Annotated in this window: 18 protein-coding genes; 7 read left to right on the top strand and 11 right to left on the bottom strand. The window is 65.5% G+C overall.

All coding sequences use genetic code 11. The annotated features are described in order from the left end of the window. Nucleotides 1-16: 16 nt before the first annotated feature. The 4 genes from AC5V87_RS05255 to AC5V87_RS05240 are packed head-to-tail and all read right to left on the bottom strand — an operon-like array spanning nt 17 to nt 3,413. Nucleotides 17-781 carry an amino acid ABC transporter ATP-binding protein gene (locus AC5V87_RS05255; protein WP_495370195.1) on the bottom strand — a complete coding sequence of 255 codons (765 nt, stop codon included), beginning with the start codon at nt 779-781 and terminating at the stop codon, nt 17-19. Beyond that, nucleotides 778-1,635, bottom strand: coding sequence for an amino acid ABC transporter permease (locus AC5V87_RS05250; protein ID WP_456841037.1), 858 nt, complete (start codon nt 1,633-1,635; stop codon nt 778-780). Before AC5V87_RS05250 ends, AC5V87_RS05255 begins: the two co-directional genes overlap by 4 nt. Continuing rightward, nucleotides 1,632-2,459 carry an ABC transporter substrate-binding protein gene (locus AC5V87_RS05245; RefSeq protein ID WP_495370194.1) on the bottom strand — a complete coding sequence of 276 codons (828 nt, stop codon included), beginning with the start codon at nt 2,457-2,459 and terminating at the stop codon, nt 1,632-1,634. The genes AC5V87_RS05250 and AC5V87_RS05245 overlap by 4 nt, the downstream gene beginning before the upstream one ends. A 30-nt stretch (nt 2,460-2,489) precedes the next feature. Continuing rightward, nucleotides 2,490-3,413: an N-carbamoyl-D-amino-acid hydrolase gene (locus AC5V87_RS05240; RefSeq protein ID WP_495371828.1), complete on the bottom strand. Its 924-nt coding sequence runs from the start codon at nt 3,411-3,413 to the stop codon at nt 2,490-2,492. Nucleotides 3,414-3,596: 183 nt separating this feature from the next. Between AC5V87_RS05240 and AC5V87_RS05235 the strand changes: the two genes are divergently transcribed. Continuing rightward, the gene (locus tag AC5V87_RS05235; RefSeq protein WP_456841040.1) at nt 3,597-4,523 is read left to right on the top strand and encodes a LysR family transcriptional regulator; all 927 of its coding nucleotides are present in this window, start codon (nt 3,597-3,599) and stop codon (nt 4,521-4,523) included. Between the two features lie 28 nt (nt 4,524-4,551). Continuing rightward, nucleotides 4,552-5,256 (top strand): type 1 glutamine amidotransferase, encoded by a 705-nt coding sequence (locus AC5V87_RS05230; RefSeq protein WP_456841041.1) that lies wholly within the window; start codon nt 4,552-4,554, stop codon nt 5,254-5,256. Nucleotides 5,257-5,452: 196 nt separating this feature from the next. Here the strand turns inward: AC5V87_RS05230 and AC5V87_RS05225 are convergent, their stop codons facing one another. The 7 genes from AC5V87_RS05225 to AC5V87_RS05195 form a co-directional block, all read right to left on the bottom strand. Then, nucleotides 5,453-5,920, bottom strand: coding sequence for a nuclear transport factor 2 family protein (locus AC5V87_RS05225; protein WP_456841042.1), 468 nt, complete (start codon nt 5,918-5,920; stop codon nt 5,453-5,455). Nucleotides 5,921-5,999: 79 nt separating this feature from the next. Next, a complete protein-coding gene (ybgC, locus tag AC5V87_RS05220) occupies nt 6,000-6,449 on the bottom strand; it encodes a tol-pal system-associated acyl-CoA thioesterase (protein WP_495370193.1) in 450 nt (149 codons plus the stop codon). Nucleotides 6,450-6,517: 68 nt separating this feature from the next. Next, the gene (locus tag AC5V87_RS05215; RefSeq protein WP_456841044.1) at nt 6,518-7,435 is read right to left on the bottom strand and encodes a metallophosphoesterase; all 918 of its coding nucleotides are present in this window, start codon (nt 7,433-7,435) and stop codon (nt 6,518-6,520) included. Nucleotides 7,436-7,578: 143 nt separating this feature from the next. Continuing rightward, nucleotides 7,579-8,613 (bottom strand): Holliday junction branch migration DNA helicase RuvB, encoded by a 1,035-nt coding sequence (gene ruvB, locus AC5V87_RS05210; protein ID WP_495371827.1) that lies wholly within the window; start codon nt 8,611-8,613, stop codon nt 7,579-7,581. Between the two features lie 20 nt (nt 8,614-8,633). Then, on the bottom strand, nt 8,634-9,251 hold the full coding sequence (ruvA, locus tag AC5V87_RS05205) for a Holliday junction branch migration protein RuvA (RefSeq protein WP_254125428.1): 618 nt from the start codon (nt 9,249-9,251) through the stop codon (nt 8,634-8,636). Nucleotides 9,252-9,393: 142 nt separating this feature from the next. Then, nucleotides 9,394-9,921, bottom strand: a complete 528-nt coding sequence (gene ruvC / locus AC5V87_RS05200; protein ID WP_456841045.1) for a crossover junction endodeoxyribonuclease RuvC — start codon at nt 9,919-9,921, stop codon at nt 9,394-9,396. A 229-nt stretch (nt 9,922-10,150) separates the two neighbouring features. Next, nucleotides 10,151-10,897 (bottom strand): YebC/PmpR family DNA-binding transcriptional regulator, encoded by a 747-nt coding sequence (locus AC5V87_RS05195; RefSeq protein WP_456841046.1) that lies wholly within the window; start codon nt 10,895-10,897, stop codon nt 10,151-10,153. A 200-nt stretch (nt 10,898-11,097) separates the two neighbouring features. On the opposite strand from AC5V87_RS05195, the gene AC5V87_RS05190 reads away from it, so the two are divergent. The 5 genes from AC5V87_RS05190 to AC5V87_RS05170 all read left to right on the top strand — a co-directional run bounded on the left by AC5V87_RS05190 (nt 11,098) and on the right by AC5V87_RS05170 (nt 19,097). Beyond that, nucleotides 11,098-12,846 carry a methyl-accepting chemotaxis protein gene (locus AC5V87_RS05190; RefSeq protein WP_495370192.1) on the top strand — a complete coding sequence of 583 codons (1,749 nt, stop codon included), beginning with the start codon at nt 11,098-11,100 and terminating at the stop codon, nt 12,844-12,846. A 188-nt stretch (nt 12,847-13,034) separates the two neighbouring features. Continuing rightward, entirely contained in the window at nt 13,035-14,459 is a 1,425-nt protein-coding gene (locus AC5V87_RS05185; RefSeq protein ID WP_495370191.1) for a methyl-accepting chemotaxis protein, read from the top strand. A 662-nt stretch (nt 14,460-15,121) separates the two neighbouring features. After that, on the top strand, nt 15,122-15,586 hold the full coding sequence (locus tag AC5V87_RS05180) for a (2Fe-2S)-binding protein (protein WP_495370190.1): 465 nt from the start codon (nt 15,122-15,124) through the stop codon (nt 15,584-15,586). 8 nt (nt 15,587-15,594) lie between these two features. Continuing rightward, entirely contained in the window at nt 15,595-17,763 is a 2,169-nt protein-coding gene (locus tag AC5V87_RS05175; RefSeq protein WP_495370189.1) for a xanthine dehydrogenase family protein molybdopterin-binding subunit, read from the top strand. After that, nucleotides 17,760-19,097, top strand: coding sequence for a c-type cytochrome (locus AC5V87_RS05170; protein ID WP_495370188.1), 1,338 nt, complete (start codon nt 17,760-17,762; stop codon nt 19,095-19,097). The genes AC5V87_RS05175 and AC5V87_RS05170 overlap by 4 nt, the downstream gene beginning before the upstream one ends. The last annotated feature ends 133 nt before the right edge of the window (nt 19,098-19,230 follow it).

The raw sequence follows: 19,230 nt of genomic DNA, 5'->3' as shown, positions 1-19,230 counted from the left end.
CACCATGCCCCCAGTTTCAGATCACCGCCGAAAGAAATGCCTTGGTTCGCTCCTCGCGCGGTGCGCCCAGCACGTCCGAGGCGCGCCCCTGCTCGACGATCGCGCCCTGGTCCATGTAGACGACGCGGTCGGCGACCTCGCGGGCGAAGCCGAGCTCGTGCGTCACCACCATCATGGTCATGCCGCTCCTCGCCAGCTCCTTCATCACCGCGAGCACCTCGCCGACGAGCTCGGGATCGAGTCCGCTGGTCGGCTCGTCGAACAGCATCAGCATCGGCTTCATGGCGAGTGCCCGCGCAATCGCGACGCGCTGCTGCTGGCCGCCGGAGAGCTGGGCGGGGTAGGAATCCGCCTTGGCCGCCAGCCCGACGCGGCCGAGCAGCTCGAGCGCCTCTGCGCGCACCTCATTGGCTTGACGCCCCTGCACCTGGGTCGGGCCTTCAGTGATGTTCTCGAGCGCGGTCTTGTGCGGAAACAGGTTGAAGCGCTGAAACACCATGCCGGTCTTCAGCCGCTGCCGGCCGATCTCGCGCTCGGTGAGACGATGCAGCCGGCCGCCCTGCTCGCGCACCCCTAACAGCTCGCCGTCGAGCCAGATGCCACCGGCATCGATCGCAGCGAGCTGGTTGATGCAACGAAGCAGCGTGGTCTTGCCCGAGCCGGACGCGCCGATCAGACACATCACCTCGCCGGGCCAGACGTCGAGCGAGACGTTCTTGAGAGCCTGAAACTCTCCAAAATTCTTGCTGACGGAGCGGATCGCGACGAGGGGTTTTGTCATCGCGCCAGCCGCAATGTGCCGCGTGCGAAACGGCGTTCGAGCAGCATCTGGAGCGGGGTCAGGATCGAGACCACGAGCAGGTACCACAGCCCGGCAACGATCAGGAGCTCGATCACGCGGGAATTGGCGTAATAGATGTTCTCGGCGTTGTGCAGCAATTCCGGATACTGGATGACGCTCGCCAGCGAGGTCGCCTTCACCATGCCGATGAACTCGTTGCCGAGCGGCGGGATCACGACGCGCATCGCCTGCGGCAGCACGATGCGGCGGAGCGCGCGCAGCCGTCCCATGCCGATCGCCTGCGCTGCCTCATATTGCCCGATGTCCACCGACAGCATGCCGGCGCGCATCACTTCCGATGTATAGGCGCCCTGGTTGATGCCGAGCCCGAGCAGCGCGGCCAGAAATGGCGTCATGACGTCCACCGCGCGCGCGGTCCAAAGGCCGGGGATGCCGATGGTCGGAAACACCAGCGCGAGGTTGAACCACAGCAAGAGTTGCAGGATCAGCGGCGTGCCACGGAACAGCCAGGTGTAACCGGCGGCGACCGTCTTCAACACCGGATTGGGCGACAGCCGCATGATCGCCACGACGATACCAAGGAAGATGCCGAGTGTCATCGCCAGCACCGCCATCACCATGGTATTGACGATGCCTTCGAGAATGACCTTCGCCGTCAGAAAGCGGCTGACATAGGACCATTCGATCTGGCCGTTTGCGAACGCGCGCGCGATCGCTGCCAGCACGAGGACGATCAGGGCCGCGCTGATCCAGCGAAACCAGTGCGGCTCGCGCGCCATCCGCATTCCCGACAGATCGGGGAACCCCTCCGCGAGTGCCGGCGCCGGCTTCATTGCGGCGCCGCGTTCAGCATGGGTTTTTCGACGGCGTTCGTCCCCAATCCCCATTTGTCGAGCACGGCCTTATAGGAGCCGTCTGCGATCATGGCGGTGAGTTTCTCGGTTACGACCTCGCGCAAGGCGGCGTCGTCCTTGCGAAACATGATGCCCTGGTATCCCGTGGACAGCTGGCCGCCAATGACGCGGTATCTTCCAGGCTCTTGCCTTTGCGCGTAGGGCAGGGTCTCACTGCCCTGCACGGCGGCGTCGATCCGGCCCTGCTTGAGCTGGTTGCGGACGTCGATCGAATTCTCACCAGGAACATATTGAATCGCCGGCTTGCCGGCAGCCTCGCAATTCTGCTTGCTCCACTTCTCGATCTCGAGCGGGAACGCAGTGCTGCGGGTGGTGCCGACCTTCTTGCCGCAGAGATCCGTGGCATCCTTGGCCGCGTTGTCCGCCATCACAAAGAACTGCGGGCCGGTGCTCAAATAGTCGACGAAGTCGGCCGTTTCGCGCCGCGAGCTACGATCCTGGATGCCGGAGATGATGAAATCAGCGCGCCTGGTCTGGAGCGAGGGGATCAACTCGGCGAACGGCGTCTCGCTCCAGACGAGCTTGAGCCCGCCGAGCCGCTTCGCAAGTTCGTTCGCCAGATCGATGTCGAGCCCGACCAGCTCGCCGGTTGCGGGATCGCGGTATTCCATCGGCGCGTAGGTGGAGTTGACCGTGAGTTTTAGCGTGCCGGCCTGCTTGATCTCCGCCGGAAGTTCGGCCGCCTGCGCCGACGTCACGGCAGCCAAGGCTGCGCACCACAGGGAATGCGAGAGGCGTCTCATGTCAGCTCCTTTGCCAACGCCGTGCAAGAGTCAGTCCGCGTCGAGAACGGCCGGCTCGACAATGCCGGCCCGCTCGGTGATTACCCTGTACTGCTCGGGCCGCCGGTGGGCGGCGAAATTGAACATCTTGTCCTTGCCCTGGCGGCAGAGGTCGAGATCGATGTCGGCGACGATCACCTCGTCCGCGAGCGTCTGCGCCTGCGCGACGATGCGGCCGTTGGGATCGACGATGCAGGAGCCGCCGATCAGCCCGGAGCCGTCCTCCTCGCCGGCCTTGGCGACCGAAATCGCCCAGGTCGCATTCATGTAGGCGTTGGCCTGCGTCACCAGCGCCGAATGGAAGGTCCGCAAGGACGCATCTTCCGTCGTGCCGCCATTGGGATCATAGGCCGCCGAATTGTAGCCGATGCAGACGAGCTCGACGCCTTGCAGGCCGAGCACGCGCCAGGATTCCGGCCAGCGGCGATCGTTGCAGATCATCATGCCCATGATGGCGTGAGCCCAGGCCGACCCGGCACGGAAGGCGGGAAAGCCGAGATCACCATATTCGAAATAACGCTTCTCGAGCTGCTGGTAGCGCGCGCCTTCCCGAGGCTCGACCGAGCCCGGCAGATGCACCTTGCGATAGCGGCCAAGGATCTCGCCGTCGCGATCGACCAGGACGGCGCAATTGTAGCGGCGCCCGTCCGGCGTCAGCTCGGCATAGCCGACGTAGAAGCCGACGCGGAGCGCACGTGCACGATCGAACAGCTTTGCCACCGCCGGGTTCGGCATGCTGCGCTCGAAATACTGGTCGAGCGCCTCGCCTTCGAGCAACCAACGTGGAAAGAAGGTCGTGAAGGCGAGCTCCGGAAACACCACAAGGCTGGCGCCGCGGCCGGCCGCCTCTTCCAGCAGCGCAAGCATCCGCCCCAGCGTATGTTCACGCTTATCGGCTTTTTGCGTCGGCCCCATCTGGGCAGCGGCGGCGCGAAGGACACGAACCAAGATTGCCTCCAATCTGTGCGCATGCTGCCTCAATGGGCGAATGAACCCTTTGATGCGCCGCGCAAATCCGCCTCCATTACGCGGAAGCGGGGCTGCAAAATCAATTCGCTCTGCTATGATGTTTTGGCCCAGAGTATAACCGGCAGTGATATGAACCTGCGTCAGCTCGAGATCCTGCGTGCCGTCATCCGCCACCGCACCACAGTGGCCGCGGCCGACGAGCTAGCGCTGTCGCAGCCCGCGGTCAGCAACGCGCTGAAGACGATGGAGGCGCAGGCGGGCTTTGCGCTGTTCGAGCGCGTCAACAACCGGTTGTTTCCGACCGCGGAAGCGATGGCGCTCTACAAGGAGAGCGAGGCGATCTTCGCGCTGCACGCCAAGCTCGAGAGCCGCGTGCGCGATCTGCGCGAGAACCGCTCGGGACATCTCGCCATCGTCGCGACGCCGCCGCTCGCCTACAGCATCATCCCGTCCGCATTATCCGGCTTCCTGCGCCGCCGCCCGGAGACGCGCGTGTTCTTCGACGTGCGGCGCTATGAGGGCATCATCGAGGGCGTGCTCAGCCGCGTTGCCGAACTCGGCTTCGCGCTCGGGCTGACGCATCACCCCGGCATCGCGCATGAGGTGGTGCACACGGGCGAGATGGTCTGCGTGCTGCCGCCGCAGCATCCGCTCGCAAGCCAGCCGATGATCTCGGCTGCGGATCTGTCCGGTCTGCCCTTCATCGGGCTCGAGCGCGGCACGCGGCTCGGCGAAGCGGTGCGCGACAGTTTTGCCCGGGCCGGCGCGCCGTTCCGGCCGACCGTCGAGGTGCGCTACTGCAACACGGCCTGCGTGCTCGCGGCCGCTGGCGTCGGCGCCGCTGTGGTCGACCCGTTCTCGCCGCGGCAGAACGGCGGCAGCGGTCTCGTGGTGCGGCCGTTCGCGCCGAACACGCACGCGGTCGCCTACATGCTATGGTCGGAAGCCGAGCCGCTGTCGCGTCTCGCCAAGGCGTTCCTCAACGAGGTGCGCAAGGAAAGCGCGCTGCTGGAGCGCACAGCGCCGCAGCAGCAACATGGGGCCGGAAGCAGCTGAGCTTAGCAAGCTTTTGACGTTGGAGCACATGGCACGCATCACCATCATCGAAACCGGACAGGTCCCGCAAAAGTACCGCGAGCGCTACGGCTCATTCCCGGACATGTTCGAGCGCATGGTCCGCACCGAGGACCCGACCGCGACGGTGGACGTCGTCAGCATCCCGAATGGCGATGCGCTTCCCGATCCGCGCGAACTCGAAGCCGTGCTGATCACCGGCGCTGCCGCCGGTGTCTATGACGGGCTCGACTGGATCGCGCCGCTGGAAGATTTCGTACGCACCGCCTACGTCAACGAGACACCGATGGTCGGCGTCTGCTTCGGCCATCAGCTGATCGCGCAGGCGCTCGGCGGCACCGTGCGCAAATCGGAGAAGGGCTGGGGCATCGGGCGGCATGTCTACCGCGTGCTGCCGGAGAACGGCGTCATCGATGGCGAAGCGGTCGCGATCGCGGCCTCACATCAGGATCAGGTGATCGATCCGCCGAAGGACGCGCTGACAATTCTCTCCTCGGACTTCACCCCGCATGCCGGCCTGCTTTACGCCAACGGCGCGACGCTGACCGTGCAGCCGCATCCGGAGTTCGATGTGGGATTTGCCGAGGTGTGTTGTGAGCTGCGCAAGGGCAAAGCGCCGGATGACGTCGTCGCCACCGCGAAGGCGTCGCTGACGCAGCCGATGGACAGCGCAAAGCTGGGCGGGGCGATTACGCGGTTTCTGACGAAGCGCTGATTTGACCTCGCCCGCTTGCGGAAGAGGTCGGATTGCACCTGGCGATGCGAAGCATCGTCGAGCGCAATCCGGGACAGGGGGACTCTCGGCGGGTCCGTCTGCCATCGCGTTTGCTGAGACAGCCCCTCACCCCAACCCTTCAGCGCGAGCGAAGCTCGTCGTGGCCCCGTAAGAAAGGGCAGAGGGAGAGGATGGTTCAGAACGGATCCGTCCCCAGCCCCGGCACATCCGCCGGCCGCGGCCCGGGCGCTGCCCAGTGAAACCGGCGATCCTTCTCCGCAATCGCGATATCGTTGATCGAGGCCTCGCGACGCCGCATCAAGCCGTGCTCGTCGAACTCCCACTGCTCGTTGCCATAGGAGCGATACCATTGGCCGTTTCCATCGTGCCATTCATACTGGAAGCGCACCGCGATGCGGTTGCCGTCGAAAGCCCAGAGATCCTTGATCAGGCGGTAGTCCTGCTCCTTCTCCCATTTGCGGGTGAGGAAGGCGACGATGGCTTCGCGGCCCTGGAACACTTCGGAGCGATTGCGCCAGCGGCTGTCCTCGGTATAGGCAAGCGAGACGCGCACCGGATCGCGTGAATTCCAGGCATCCTCCGCCATGCGCGCCTTTTGCGCGGCGGTCTCACGGGTGAAGGGCGGAAGTGGCGGGCGCGACATGATGGCCTCATCGGTTTGCTGCGTGCGCAAATCTATCGCTGCTTGCCGCGGAGTCGAGAGGCGATCCCCTATCGGGCGATCACGAAATCAGATCGGCCTTCATCAAGGTGCGGATCGATTTCGGGATCGGCTGGGCGCGGCCGCCGCTGATGAAGGCGACCCGGACTTCGGCTTTCACCAGCACGTCTTCGCCGCGCCGCACCTCCTGCGCCAGCATGATCGAGGCGCCCTTCACCGCAATCGGCCAGGTCACGACATCAAGCACATCGTCCATCCGCGCCGGCTTGAGGAAATCGAGGTGCATCGAGCGCACGACGAAGGCAAAGCCGGCGCCTTCGGTCTCGGGTTGGTCGAACAGCGCCTGCTGCTCGGCACCCATGAGCCTGAGATGATTGGTGCGCCCGCGCTCCATGTAGCGCAGATAGTTGGCGTGATAGACGATGCCGGAGAAATCCGTGTCCTCGTAGTAGACGCGGACCTGCATGTGATGGCGGCCGTCGCGGATCTCGCCGTCGAGATGGGCAGTCACGTCGCGGGCCTCTTGGCTTTTTGCTACCAGCCCGTTTTGCCGCAAAAGCGGCCGGCCGCGCAAGCGCGTCAGGATACGACCGGGGCCGCCCGGCCCAGCGTCACCTCGACGATCTCGGGCGGCACGCCGACGCGGATCGGCATGAGGCTGCAACCGAGGCCGCCGGAGACGATGACGTCACATTTCAGTCGGAAGTGACCATAGGCGAGCCGGAGGCCATGCTGGGGCCGAACGGCCGGCGACCAGCCGAGCAGGCGGACCTGGCCGCCATGGGTGTGGCCGGACAGTTGCAGCGCGACGCGCGCGGGCACGCGCGGTGCGATGTTGGGCTCATGCGCCAGCAGGATGACCGGCGCATCGTCGGTGACCTTGGCAAGCGTGCCCGCGAGATCGTCGGCACCGAACCGCGTCACACTCCGGAAACGCTGCGCCGGCGCAAAGGCGAGCTGGTCGCCGAGGCCGGCGAGCCAGAAGGAGCGGCCGTCCTTGGCGAGGCGCACAGTGTCGTTCTCGTAGACGGGAATGCCGGCCGCCTCCAGCGCGCGATGCGCGACGGTCGGCCCGCGCCCGGCCCGCTGCACGCTCCTGTCGTCCCAATAATCGTGATTGCCCATGACGGCATGGACGCCGAGCGGCGCCTTGAGGCCGGCCAGCACCCTCGCCCATTCGCTCGGCAGAATGATGCGCGTGACCTGGTGAACGCCCGCGACATAATCGCCGAGCAGCACGATGAGATCTGCATTCAACGCGTTGGTGCGGTCGACGATCGCCTCGATCCGCTCCAGCGACATCCAGGGATCGCAGGCATGAATGTCAGCGATCGCCGCGATCTTCAGCCGGAAATCCGCCGGCCATTGCCGCGGGGCGGGATGATAGCGGGTGACGCGGAGCCGCATCGGCTCGATGCCGACGCCATAGGCCGCGGTCGAGACGCCGAGGGCGGACAGGCCGCCGATGGACCGGATGAGATGCCGACGCGAGATCATGGAAGCCCGATCGTGATGCACTTTCCTGATGCGGCCCGATTGAAGCGGAATTGGGGTGCGCCGGTGCAGACCACCCGTATCCTCGTGCAAATTGCCTGCACAAAGATTACTCGAAGTTCATGGCAACCTGGTCTTTTGCGCGATCAGTCGTAGCTCTCGTCGGTGCCGAACAGGCCGAACTGTGCCGCCGCATCGCGCGAGGGTTCGGCGAGGCCGAGATGGCGGAAGGCGTGCGAGGTGAGTAGGCGACCGCGCGGGGTGCGCTGGAGATAGCCGCACTGGATGAGATAAGGCTCGATGATGTCCTCGATCGCATCGCGCGGCTCCGAGAGTGCGGCGGCCATGGTTTCGACGCCGACGGGACCGCCGCCATAGTTGAGCGCGATGGTCGAGAGGTAGCGGCGGTCCATGGCGTCCAGGCCCGCGGCGTCGACCTCGAGCGCGCTCAGCGCGTGGTCGGCGATCTCTCGGTCGATCTTTTCGGCGTTGGCGGCTGAAGCAAAGTCGCGCACGCGGCGGAGCAGACGGCCGGCGATGCGCGGCGTGCCGCGGGCGCGGCGCGCGATCTCGTTGGCGCCGTCAGCGCTCATGCCGACGTTGAGCACGCGGGCGCCGCGGGTGACGATGCTCTCGAGCTCCTCGATGGTGTAGAAATTGAGCCGGACCGGAATGCCGAAACGGTCGCGCAAGGGATTGGTGAGCAGGCCTGCGCGCGTGGTGGCGCCGACGAGGGTGAATTTCGACAGCTCGATCTTGACCGAGCGCGCCGCCGGCCCCTCGCCGATGATGAGGTCGAGCTGGAAATCCTCCATCGCGGGATAGAGCACCTCTTCCACCGCCGGACTCAGGCGATGGATCTCGTCGATGAAGAGCACGTCGCGCTCTTCGAGATTGGTCAGTAGCGCGGCGAGATCGCCGGCCTTGGCGATGACAGGGCCTGACGTCGCGCGAAAGCCGACGCCGAGCTCTTTCGCCACGATCTGCGCCAGCGTGGTCTTGCCGAGGCCGGGGGGACCGACGAACAGCACGTGATCCAGGGCCTCGCCGCGCTTGCGCGCCGCCTCGATGAAGATCGAGAGATTCTTGCGCGCCTGCTGCTGGCCGACGAAGTCGGAGAGCGATTGCGGGCGCAGCGCGGTGTCGCCGACATCGTCGCTGCGGCGCTCGGGCGAGACCATGCGGGAAGCCCTGGGATCGCTCACTTCGCGAGCTCCTTCAAGCCGAGCCGGATGAGCTGGGCCGTCTCGGCGCCTTCACCGGCACTGCGCGATGCCGAGGCAATCGCGGCAGCTGCCTGCGGCTGGCCGTAGCCGAGATTGACCAGGGCGGAGATCGCATCCGCCACCGGGCGCGGCGCGCGCTGGTCGTCAACGGCGCCGGCGAGATGAACTACGGCGGGATCGACGTTGGCGAAGGCTGGCGCCTTGTCCTTCAATTCGGTGACGATGCGTTCAGCGACCTTGGGTCCGACGCCAGGCGTGCGCGACACCGCGGCCTTGTCGCGGAGCGCGATGGCATTGGCGAGATCGGCCGGCGCCAGCGTACCGAGCACCGCGAGTGCGACCTTGGCGCCGACGCCCTGCACGGTCTGGAGCAGGCGAAACCATTCGCGCTCCTGGTCGGTCCGGAAGCCGAACAGTTTTATTTGATCCTCGCGAACATAGGTCTCGATCGACAGCACGGCGGCCTCGCCGGGCGAAGGCAGATGCTGCAACGTGCGCGACGAGCAATGCACCTGATAACCGACGCCGCCGACGTCGAGGATGACGAAATCCTCGCCGTAGGAATCGATCAGGCCCTTGAGCTTGCCGATCATTTTAGGACCTCGATCGCGGCGGACACTCCTCTGTCGTCATGGCCGGGCTTGACCCGGCCATCCACGACTTCGCGATCATCAAGAAAGAACGTGGATGCCCAGGACAAGCCCGGAGATGACGACCATGAGTTGCATCGACCGATCATATCCCCACCACCTTCAGCCTGAGCGCCGTGCTCTGGCGGTGATGGGCGTGGGTGATGGCGATGGCGAGCGCATCGGCCGCGTCCGCGGACGGCGGCTCGGCTTTCGGCAGCAATATCTTCAGCATCATCGCGATCTGTTGCTTGTCGGCGTGGCCGGCGCCGACCACCGTCTTCTTGACCTGGTTCGGCGCGTATTCGGCAACACTGATGCCGAACATTGCGGGCGCCAGCATGGCGACGCCGCGGGCCTGGCCGAGCTTCAGCGTCGCGACGCCGTCCTTGTTGACGAAAGTCTGCTCGACCGCGGCTTCGATCGGCTTGTGATCAGACAGAACCGCCGCGAGCCCCTCGTGGATCGCGAGCAGGCGGCTCGACAGCGGCAGATCGTCCGGCGGTTCCACCGAACCGCAGGCGATGTAGACCAAACGATTGCCCTCAGCCTCGATCACGCCCCAGCCGGTGCGGCGCAGGCCGGGGTCGATGCCGATGATGCGAACGGGGCCACGAATCGGGAGCGCAGTCATGGGCCAGTGATAGCGGCTGGCCGCGATGGGGGAAACAGAAACAGAACGGAAGTAACAGGGGATGTGGGGGAGCGGCAGCGGAGCCGCCATCAACGCATTCGGTGTCGTACCCCGCGGAGGCGGGGTACCCAGTACGCCGCGGCTTATCCGTATCCTTCTGGCGTCTCTGGAATACTGGATCGCCCGCCTTCGCGGGCGATGACAGCGGTGGATGAGGCTACCCGACGGCCTACCCGCCCATCTTCGCCATCAGCGCGTCCGACACCTCGAAATTGGCGTAGACGTTCTGGACGTCGTCGTGCTCGTTGAGCAGGTCCATCAGCTTGAGCAGCTTCTCGCCGGTCTCGTCGTCGACTGACACCGTGTTCTGCGGCTTCCAGATCAGCGCGGCCTTGCGCGGCTCGCCGAACTTGGCTTCCAGCGCCTTGGCGACGTCGCGATAGCTCTCGGTCGAGGCGTAGATCTCGTGGCCGCCTTCGCCGGAGACGACGTCGTCGGCGCCGGCCTCGATCGCGGCATCGAGCACCGCATCGTCATCGGCGACGCTGCGGTCGTATTCGATGATGCCGGTGCGGTCGAACATGAAGGAGACCGATCCGGTTTCGCCGAGATTGCCGCCCGATTTGGTGAAAAAGGAGCGGATGTCGGAGGCGGCGCGGTTGCGGTTGTCGGTCAGCGCCTCGACGATGACGGCGACGCCGCCGGGGCCGTAGCCCTCGTAGCGGATCTCGTCATAGTTCTCGCCGTCGTTACCGGCCGCCTTCTTGATGGCGCGCTCGATATTGTCCTTCGGCATGTTCTCCTGGCGCGCGGCGATCACGGCGGCGCGCAGGCGCGGGTTCATGGCCGGGTCTGGCGTGCCGAGCTTGGCGGCGACGGTGATTTCCCGCGCCAGCTTGCCGAACAACTTCGACTTCTGCGCATCCTGCCGCCCCTTGCGGTGCATGATGTTCTTGAATTGGGAATGTCCGGCCATGCGTGGTCTCGTAATCGTGCGCCAAGGTGAGCTTAGGGAAGCGCGGCCTTATAGGCCGTCCACCCACCGGAATGAAAGAGGCTCTACGACTTTAAGGTAACACCGTACTCGCCCGTGCCTAGAAGTCAGGCAGCGTTAACCCTGATTTCATTCCGGACTGCGAAAATAGCGCCCGACCGTTCCCCGACAAGAGAGACCTGATGGCGTTCGGATTATTTCGGAAGCGTCTGCCTGATACGGCTGCGTCCGCGGTCGCCCCCGAGGCTATGCAGCCGGCGGCCCATTCCGAGCCCGCTCCGGCCGCCGAGGCTGATTCGGCCCGGGAGATCCTGGAACTGCTGGAACTCGAGCTCGGGGCGATGATTCGCCAGCTCGAGCGCGCCGCCAATTCAGTGGCTGGCGGCGCCGAAGCGACCGCCGCGACGCTTGCCGCCATCCGCGACCGCACCGACGCCCTCACCGGCCGGACCAACGCCGCGCAGTCGACCGCCTCGACCTTCGCCCATGCCGCCGACAAGTTCACCCAGTCCGCGCAAGGCATCGGCGCGCAGGTCCGCGCGGCCGGCAAGCTCGCCGACGAGGCCAGCACCGCGGCACAGGAGGCCCGCGCCAATGTCGATCGCCTGCGCGAGTCCTCGGCCGCCATCGGCAATGTGGTCAACCTGATCGCGCAGATCGCGCGGCAGACGACGCTGCTCGCGCTCAACTCGACCATCGAGGCCGCGCGTGCGGGTGCGGCCGGCAAAGGCTTCGCGGTCGTCGCCACCGAGGTGAAGGCACTCGCGGTGCAGACGCAAGGCGCCACGGAAGAGATCTCCAAGAAGATCGACGCGCTCCAGCGCGACGCCGCCGGCTCGGCCGACGCCGTACACCGCATCTCGCAGGCGATCGAGGCGATCCGTCCGGTGTTCGACACCGTCAACGGCGCGGTCGCCGAGCAGAATGCCACCACCAGCGAAATCTCTGGCAATGCCGCGAGCGCGTCGGAGTTCATCATCTCGGTCGGCGAGAGCGCGGCCGAGATCGACGCCGCGACCAAGGCCGCCGAGACCCACGGCGAGAACGTCGCCAGCGCCGGCAAGGCGGTCACCACCTTCGCGCAGAAGCTGAAATCGCGTTGCGCAGTGCTGTTGCGCCAGAGCGAGCACGACGACCGCCGCAAAACCGAGCGGCTGCCCTGCCATCTCAAATTCGAGACGTCGCGCGGCGTCATGCCGGTCTACGAGATTGCGATGGACGGCGTGCTGATCGGCGGCGCGGACGCTGGACGGCTGGCACCGCTCACGATGATCGAAGGCAGGCTCGAAGACGTCGGCGCCTGCCGCCTGCGCGTGACCGAGCAGTCCAAGGCCGGCGCCCGCGCGCAGTTCGTTGCCCCCGATGCCGAGCTCTGCGAGAAGATCGAGGACAGGCTCTGGTCGATCCACGAGGAGAATACCGAGTTCGTCACCCGCGCGATGGAGGCGGGCAACGCACTGACCCGGATCTTCGAGCAGGCGCTGGCGCGCGGCGAGATCAAGATCGACGATCTGTTCGACACCGACTATGTCGAGATCGCCGGCACCAATCCGCAGCAATACCGCACCCGCTATCTGGACTGGGCCGACCGCGCGCTGCCGCCGTTCCAGGAGGCCTTCCTCGCCAAGGACGCGCGCATGGCGTTCTGCGCCATGGTCGACCGCAACGGCTTCCTGCCGGTGCACAACAAGATCTATTCGCATCCGCAGCGGCCGGGCGACGTCGCCTGGAATACGGCCAACAGCCGCAACCGGCGGATCTTCAACGATCCGGCGGGGCTCGCCGCCGCGCGCAACCTCCGCTCGTACCTGGCCCAGAGTTATGCGCGTGACATGGGCAACGGAAACACCGTCATGATGCGCGAGATCGATGTCCCGATCCGCATCCAGGGCCGGCACTGGGGTGGATTTCGCACCGCCTACAAGCTTTAGGACGTGGCCCGAATAAGCGGGCAGCGGCTTTTCGACAAGGCCGTGCTCAAGCAAGAAGCCAAGGCGCAAATTGCGCCTTGTGCACGCTCAGGCAAGACCCCGGCCGCGAATCATCCTTTAACGTCAGAATTGGAATGGGAATGCCGCGGGGGGCCGGCGTACGGCTCCGACTGGAGGACCCTTAAGACATGTCCGTCGCACAACTTGCAGTTATGGACACCGGCTCCAACCGGACGCTGGCTGAACGGCTGATCGACCAGCTCGCCGACCGCATCGGCGGTCTTGGCGTCGAGCTCGCCGACATCGCCGGCAACGTCCAGGAAGTCGCGAACCGCGTCGCCAACCAGTCGGAACGGTTCCATCACCTGCAGAAGACGGCCGAGACGATGGTCTCGGCCAATCACGACATCGCCAACGCCTCGCAAGCGGTGCAGTCGACGACGTCCGCCGCCGTCGGCGAGATCGCGCAGTCGCGCAGCGCGGTCGACACCGCCGTCAGCCACATCTCCGGGCTGGTCGCGGCCGTGGAGCGGATCGAGGCGCGCCTCAGCGCCGTCGGCTCGGCGCTGGCGCAGGTCGCAAAAGTGTCCGGCTCGATCGAGGCGATCGCGAAGCAGACCAATCTGCTCGCGCTGAACGCAACCATCGAAGCGGCGCGCGCCGGCAATGCCGGCCGCGGCTTCGCGGTGGTTGCAAGTGAAGTGAAGAATCTTGCGGAAGCCACCCGCCAGGCCACGCACCAGATCTCCGACACGGTGCGCGATCTCGACGGCCAGATCGAAGGCCTGATCGGCGAGAGCAGCGATGCCTCGCAGCGCGCCAAGACCGCAGGCGAAGGCGCGCAAGCGATCTCCGGTATCATCTCGCGCGTCCAGCAGGGCTTCGCCTCGGTGGAAGCGGAGATCGACAGCGTCGCGCGTGCGGCGACCTCCAATCTCCGCCACTGCGACACCGTCATCAGCGAGCTCAACGAGCTCGCCAAGGGCGTCGACCTGTCCTCACGCGATCTTGGGAATGCCGACCGGCGGATTGCAAAACTGCTCGACACATCCGAAGGGCTGATCGCGCTGATCGCCGACAGTGGCGTCGAGACCTCGGACGCGCCGCTGGTCCGCGTCGTGGTCGAGACCGCCAGGCGCATCTCGGCCGAATTCGAAGCCGCGATCAACCGCGGCGAGATCACGCTCGACCAGCTCATGGATGAGAATTATCGCGAAATCCCCGGCACCGATCCCAAGCAGTACAACATCGCCTATGTCGACTTCACCGACCGCGTGCTGCCCGCGATCCAGGACCCGATCCAGAAGTCCGATCCGCGCATCGTGTTCTGCGTCGCCTGGGCCAAGGGCGGCTATTTGCCGACCCACAATCCGAACTACCGCCTGCCGCAGGGCAAGGACCCGATCTGGAACAACGCCAACTGCCGCAACCGCCGCCTGTTCACCGATCGCGCGGTGAAGAAGGTCGCGGCCAACACAAAACCGTTCCTGCTGCAAACCTATCGCCGCGACATGGGCGGCGGGCAGTTCGTGCTGATGAAGGACCTGTCGTCGCCGATCGTGGTTCACGGCAAGCACTGGGGCGCCTTCCGGATGGGTTTCCGGCAGGGCTGACCGCCGCTGCTCTCGGTCCTTGAATCAAAATCTGAAAAACAACCCCATGCACAGTAGCCGGGCGTGGGGGGCAAGCCGGCGGGCGCGCCTTGACTCGTCGGGCAAAACAGGCGCATAATGCTATTATTCCGAAATAGCCATGCACTCCTCTGCCCTTCTCCCCTTGTGGGAGATGGTGGCGCGAAGCGCCGGATGAGGGTCTCTATCGGCGGACAAGGCTGCTTCGGAATGAGACAGGGTCATACGCGAAGACAGACCCCTCACCCGAGTGAGTCTGTGTCTGCCGGCTTCGCGGCCCTCTCCCACAAGGGGAGAGGGCACAGCAATGGGCGTCGCGTTTGATCCCGTCGGCCTGCCGCGCTCGCGTCCCCCGCTTTCCCAATCGCACGAATTTCGTCATCGCACGATTTTGCGCATTCGCACGGCGACCTGCGGTGATCGACGACACGCGCGACGAAAATTCGTCAAAAAATGACGATTATCATATCAAATAGCCTAAAACGCGTGGTGCGATCGCCGCACAAATTCGTGAATGTCATGGGCTGACGCTTCCTCTGCGCAGATATGCATTGCTGCGAATTTGAAAGCTTCATCGTTTCGCATCGGTATGATTAGGGTCGCGCGAAAATTCGCCGAGCTGATCGCCGGACAAGGGGATGCATATGGCTACAACTCTCACCATCAACGGCGAAACGAAATCGTTCGACGCGCCACCCGAAATGCCCTTGCTGTGGGTGCTGCGCGACATTCTCGGGATGACCGGCACCAAGTTCGGCTGCGGCATCGCGCAATGCGGCGCTTGCACGGTGCATGTCGACGGCAAGGCGGTGCGCTCCTGCGTGCTGCCGGTGAGCGCGGTCGCGGACCGCGCCATCACCACCATCGAGCATGTCGGCAGCACGCCTGCGGGCGCGAAGGTGCAGAAGGCCTGGCTCGAGGCCGAAGTGATCCAGTGCGGCTATTGCCAGTCCGGCCAGATCATGGCGGCCGCCGCATTGCTGGCGACAACGCCAAATCCCGATGATTCCGACATCGACGCCGCGATGGCCGGCAACATCTGCCGCTGCGGCACCTATGTCCGCATCCGCGAGGCCATCAAGCTGGCCGCCAACGGCAAGCAGGCGTGAGGTCCACCATGAATGCACACGACACCGTCTCCCGCCGTTCGCTTCTGACTGGCAGCCTCGCCACCGGCTTCCTGCTCGCCTTCCACCTGCCGCTGCGCGCCGCCGTCAACGAACCGGTGCAGCCGAAGGAATCGACCGACGGCAAGTTCGCGCCCAACGCCTTCATCCGGATCGACGAGACCGGCCGCACCGTGCTGATGATGCCGCAGGTCGAGATGGGCCAAGGCACCTACACGTCAATCTCGGCCGTGATCGCCGAAGAGCTGGATGCCGACTGGAGCAAGGTCGAGGTGCAGCACGCCCCGCCCAACGACAAGCTCTACGGCAACCCGACCTTCGGACTGCAAGTCACCGGCAATTCCAACTCGATCCGCGCCTGGTGGCTGCCGCTGCGCAAGGCCGGCGCCACCGCGCGTGCGATGCTGGTGCAGGCCGCGGCCAGCCAATGGGGCGTCGAACCAGCCAGCTGCACCGCGTCGAATGGCGAGGTCGCGCATGCCGCCAGCGGCCGCAAGCTCAGCTACGGCGCGCTCGCGCTTGCAGCCCAGGGCGAGACGCCGCCCAAGGACGTCGCCATCAAGGATCCCAAGGATTTCGTCCTCATCGGCCAGCCGCTGAAGCGGCTCGACACGCCTGACAAGGTCAACGGCAAGGCGCTCTACGGCATCGACGCGATCCTGCCCGGCATGAAGATCGCAGCAATCGCCAATTGCCCTGTGTTCGGCGGCAAGGTCAGCAAGGTCGACGACAGCGCCGCGATGAAAGTCGCGGGCGTGCGCAAGGTCGTCGTGCTCGACGACGCGGTCGGCGTGATCGGCGATCACATGTGGGCGGCCAAGAAAGGCCTCGAAGCGCTCAAGATCGAGTGGAACGAGGGGCCGAACGCCAAAATCACCACCAAGGACATCTGGGACGACCTGCGCAAGGCCAGCCAGAAGGATGGCGCGGTCGCCAAGTCCGACGGCGACATCGCCAAGGCGCTCGCCAGCGGCGACAGGTTCGAGGCGGCCTACGAGCTGCCGTTCTTGGCGCATGCCTCGATGGAGCCGATCAACGCCACAGTCCACGTCAGGCCGGATGCCTGCGAGATCTGGACCGGCACGCAGATCATGACCCGCGTGCAGTCGGAAGCGGCGAAGGCCGCCGGTGTTCCGGTCGACAAGGTGATCGTCAACCAGCATCTGCTCGGCGGCGGCTTTGGCCGCAAGCTCGAGCCGGACATGGTCGTCGCGGCGGTGAAAATTGCCAAGCAGGTCGACTATCCCGTGAAGGTGATATGGACCCGCGAGGAGGACATCCAGCACGACGTCTACCGTCCGGTCTATCGCGACCAGATCACGGCATCACTGGTCGACGGCAAGATCGCGGGCTGGAAGTACAAGGTCGCGGGCTCTGCGGTGCTGGCGCGCTGGCTGCCGCCGGCGTTCCAGAAGGGCATCGATATCGACGCGATCGATGCCGCAGTGGACGCGCCATACGACTTCCCCAACTTCCACGTCGAATATGTCCGCGCCGAGCCGCTGTCGGTGCCGACCGGCTTCTGGCGCGGCGTCGGCCCGAACAACAACGTGTTCGCGGTCGAATGCGCGATGGACGAGCTCGCACGCAAGGCGGGCAAGGACCCGATCGAGTTCCGCAAGTCCATGCTGACCAAGAATCCGCGCATGCTCGCAGTCCTCGACCTGGTCGCGGAGAAATCCGGCTGGAGTCAGACACTGCCGCCGCGCGTCGGCCGCGGCGTCTGCGTGCAGCCGTCATTCGCAAGCTTCATCGCGACCGTGGTCGAAGCGGAGATCGACGAGTTCGGCGAGATCGTGCTCCGCCGCGTCACCTCGGTGGTCGACACCGGCATCGCGGTCAACCCCGATACGGTGAAGGCTCAGATTGAGGGCGGCCTCATCTTCGGCCTCACCGCCGCGCTCTATGGCGAGATCACCATCGACAAGGGCCGCGTGCAGCAGTCGAACTTCCACGACTACCGCATGATGCGCATCAACGAGACGCCGAAGGTCGAGGTCACTGTCGTGAAGAGCGGCGAGGCGCCGGGCGGCATCGGAGAAGCCGGCGTCAATGCCGGACCACCGGCGCTGCGTAACGCGATTTACGCCGCAACCGGCGTGGCGCTGCGGCGCCTGCCCATCGATCGGAAACTGCTGGCGGCGGGGAAGAAGGCATGAGGGGCAAGATGCGTATCCTCACGAGCCTCGTCGTCATCGCCGCGGTGGCGCTCAGCGTCTTCGTCATCCGCGGACCCGGCCCGCTCGACTTCGCGGGCGGCACCAAGGTGGCGCTGGCGGATTACCGCGCCGGCAAGCCGACCGGCGTGCCGGCCAAGCTGGAGAAAGCGAGCCTCGTCGAACGCGGCGAATATCTCGCCAAGGCGGCCGACTGCATGGTCTGCCACACCAAGCCGGGCGAGAAGGACTATTCCGGCGGTCTCGCCTTCAAGCTTCCGTTCGGCACGCTCTATTCCACCAACATCACGCCGGACAAGGACACGGGCATCGGCAATTACAGCGACCAGGATTTTCTGAGCGCGGTCCAGCACGGCAAGCGCCGTGACGGCGCGCGGCTCTACCCGGCGATGCCGTACACGTCCTACACTTTCATGACCGACGAGGACGTGCTGGCGGTGAAGGCCTATCTGTTTAGCCTGCCCGCAGTGCGCGCCAAGGCGCCGGACAACACGCTGTCGTTCCCGTTCAACCAGCGCTGGGCGATGATCGTCTGGTCGGCCGTGTTCAATCCGGATACGCGCTTTGCGCCCGATAGCTCGAAGAGCCCGGAATGGAATCGTGGCGCGTATCTGGCCGAAGCGCTGACGCATTGCGGCGAATGCCACACGCCGCGCAATCTCGGCTTCGCACTTGATAACCGCAAGAAATTCGCCGGCGCGATCACCGCGGGCTGGCGCGCCTTCAACATCTCCTCCGACAAGACGACGGGTCTCGGCAACTGGAGCGACCAGGATCTGATCTCCTATCTGTCGCTCGGCCACGCACCTAGCCACGGTTCGGCCTCGGGTCCGATGGGCGAAGCGGTCGACCACAGTTTTAGCCAGTTCGCGCCGGAGGACATCCGCTCCATCGTTGCTTATCTGCGCAGCGTGCCGCCGCAGCCCTCGCCTGACCTTCCCGCTACCACGGCGCCGGTCGCACCCGCCTCGCATCGCGACGGCATCACCGCCGACGCGCGCGGCAAGAAAGTATTCGCCAGCGCCTGCGCCAGCTGCCACGGCTGGAGCGGCGAGAGCCCGGTGTCGCCGATGGCGACGCTGACCGGCACCTGGGCCGTCAACGACCCCGCGGCCATCAACGTCGCGCAAATCGTGATCTCCGGCACCAAGCGCCACACGCCTGACGGTGCGCTGTCGATGCCGGCGTTCGGCAATGCGTATACCGACGACGAGATCGCGGCGGTGGCGAACTACGTGACGGCGCGGTTCGGCGCGAAGGGCTCGAAGCTGACGGCGAAGGATGTGGCGGAGCTGCGGGAGCAGACGGCGAAGTAGTGCTTCCGCGAATGACGCTGCACCCTCTCCCCTTGTGGGAGAGGGTGGCTTCGCGAAGCGAAGCCGGGTGAGGGGTGCTCTCTGCGGGCGAGCCTCTCGCAGTCGAATTCGCTGATACAACCCCTCATCCGGC

Source organism: Bradyrhizobium sp. SOJA106 (assembly GCF_059448745.1).
This window is presented reverse-complemented; position numbering and strand designations above follow the sequence as displayed.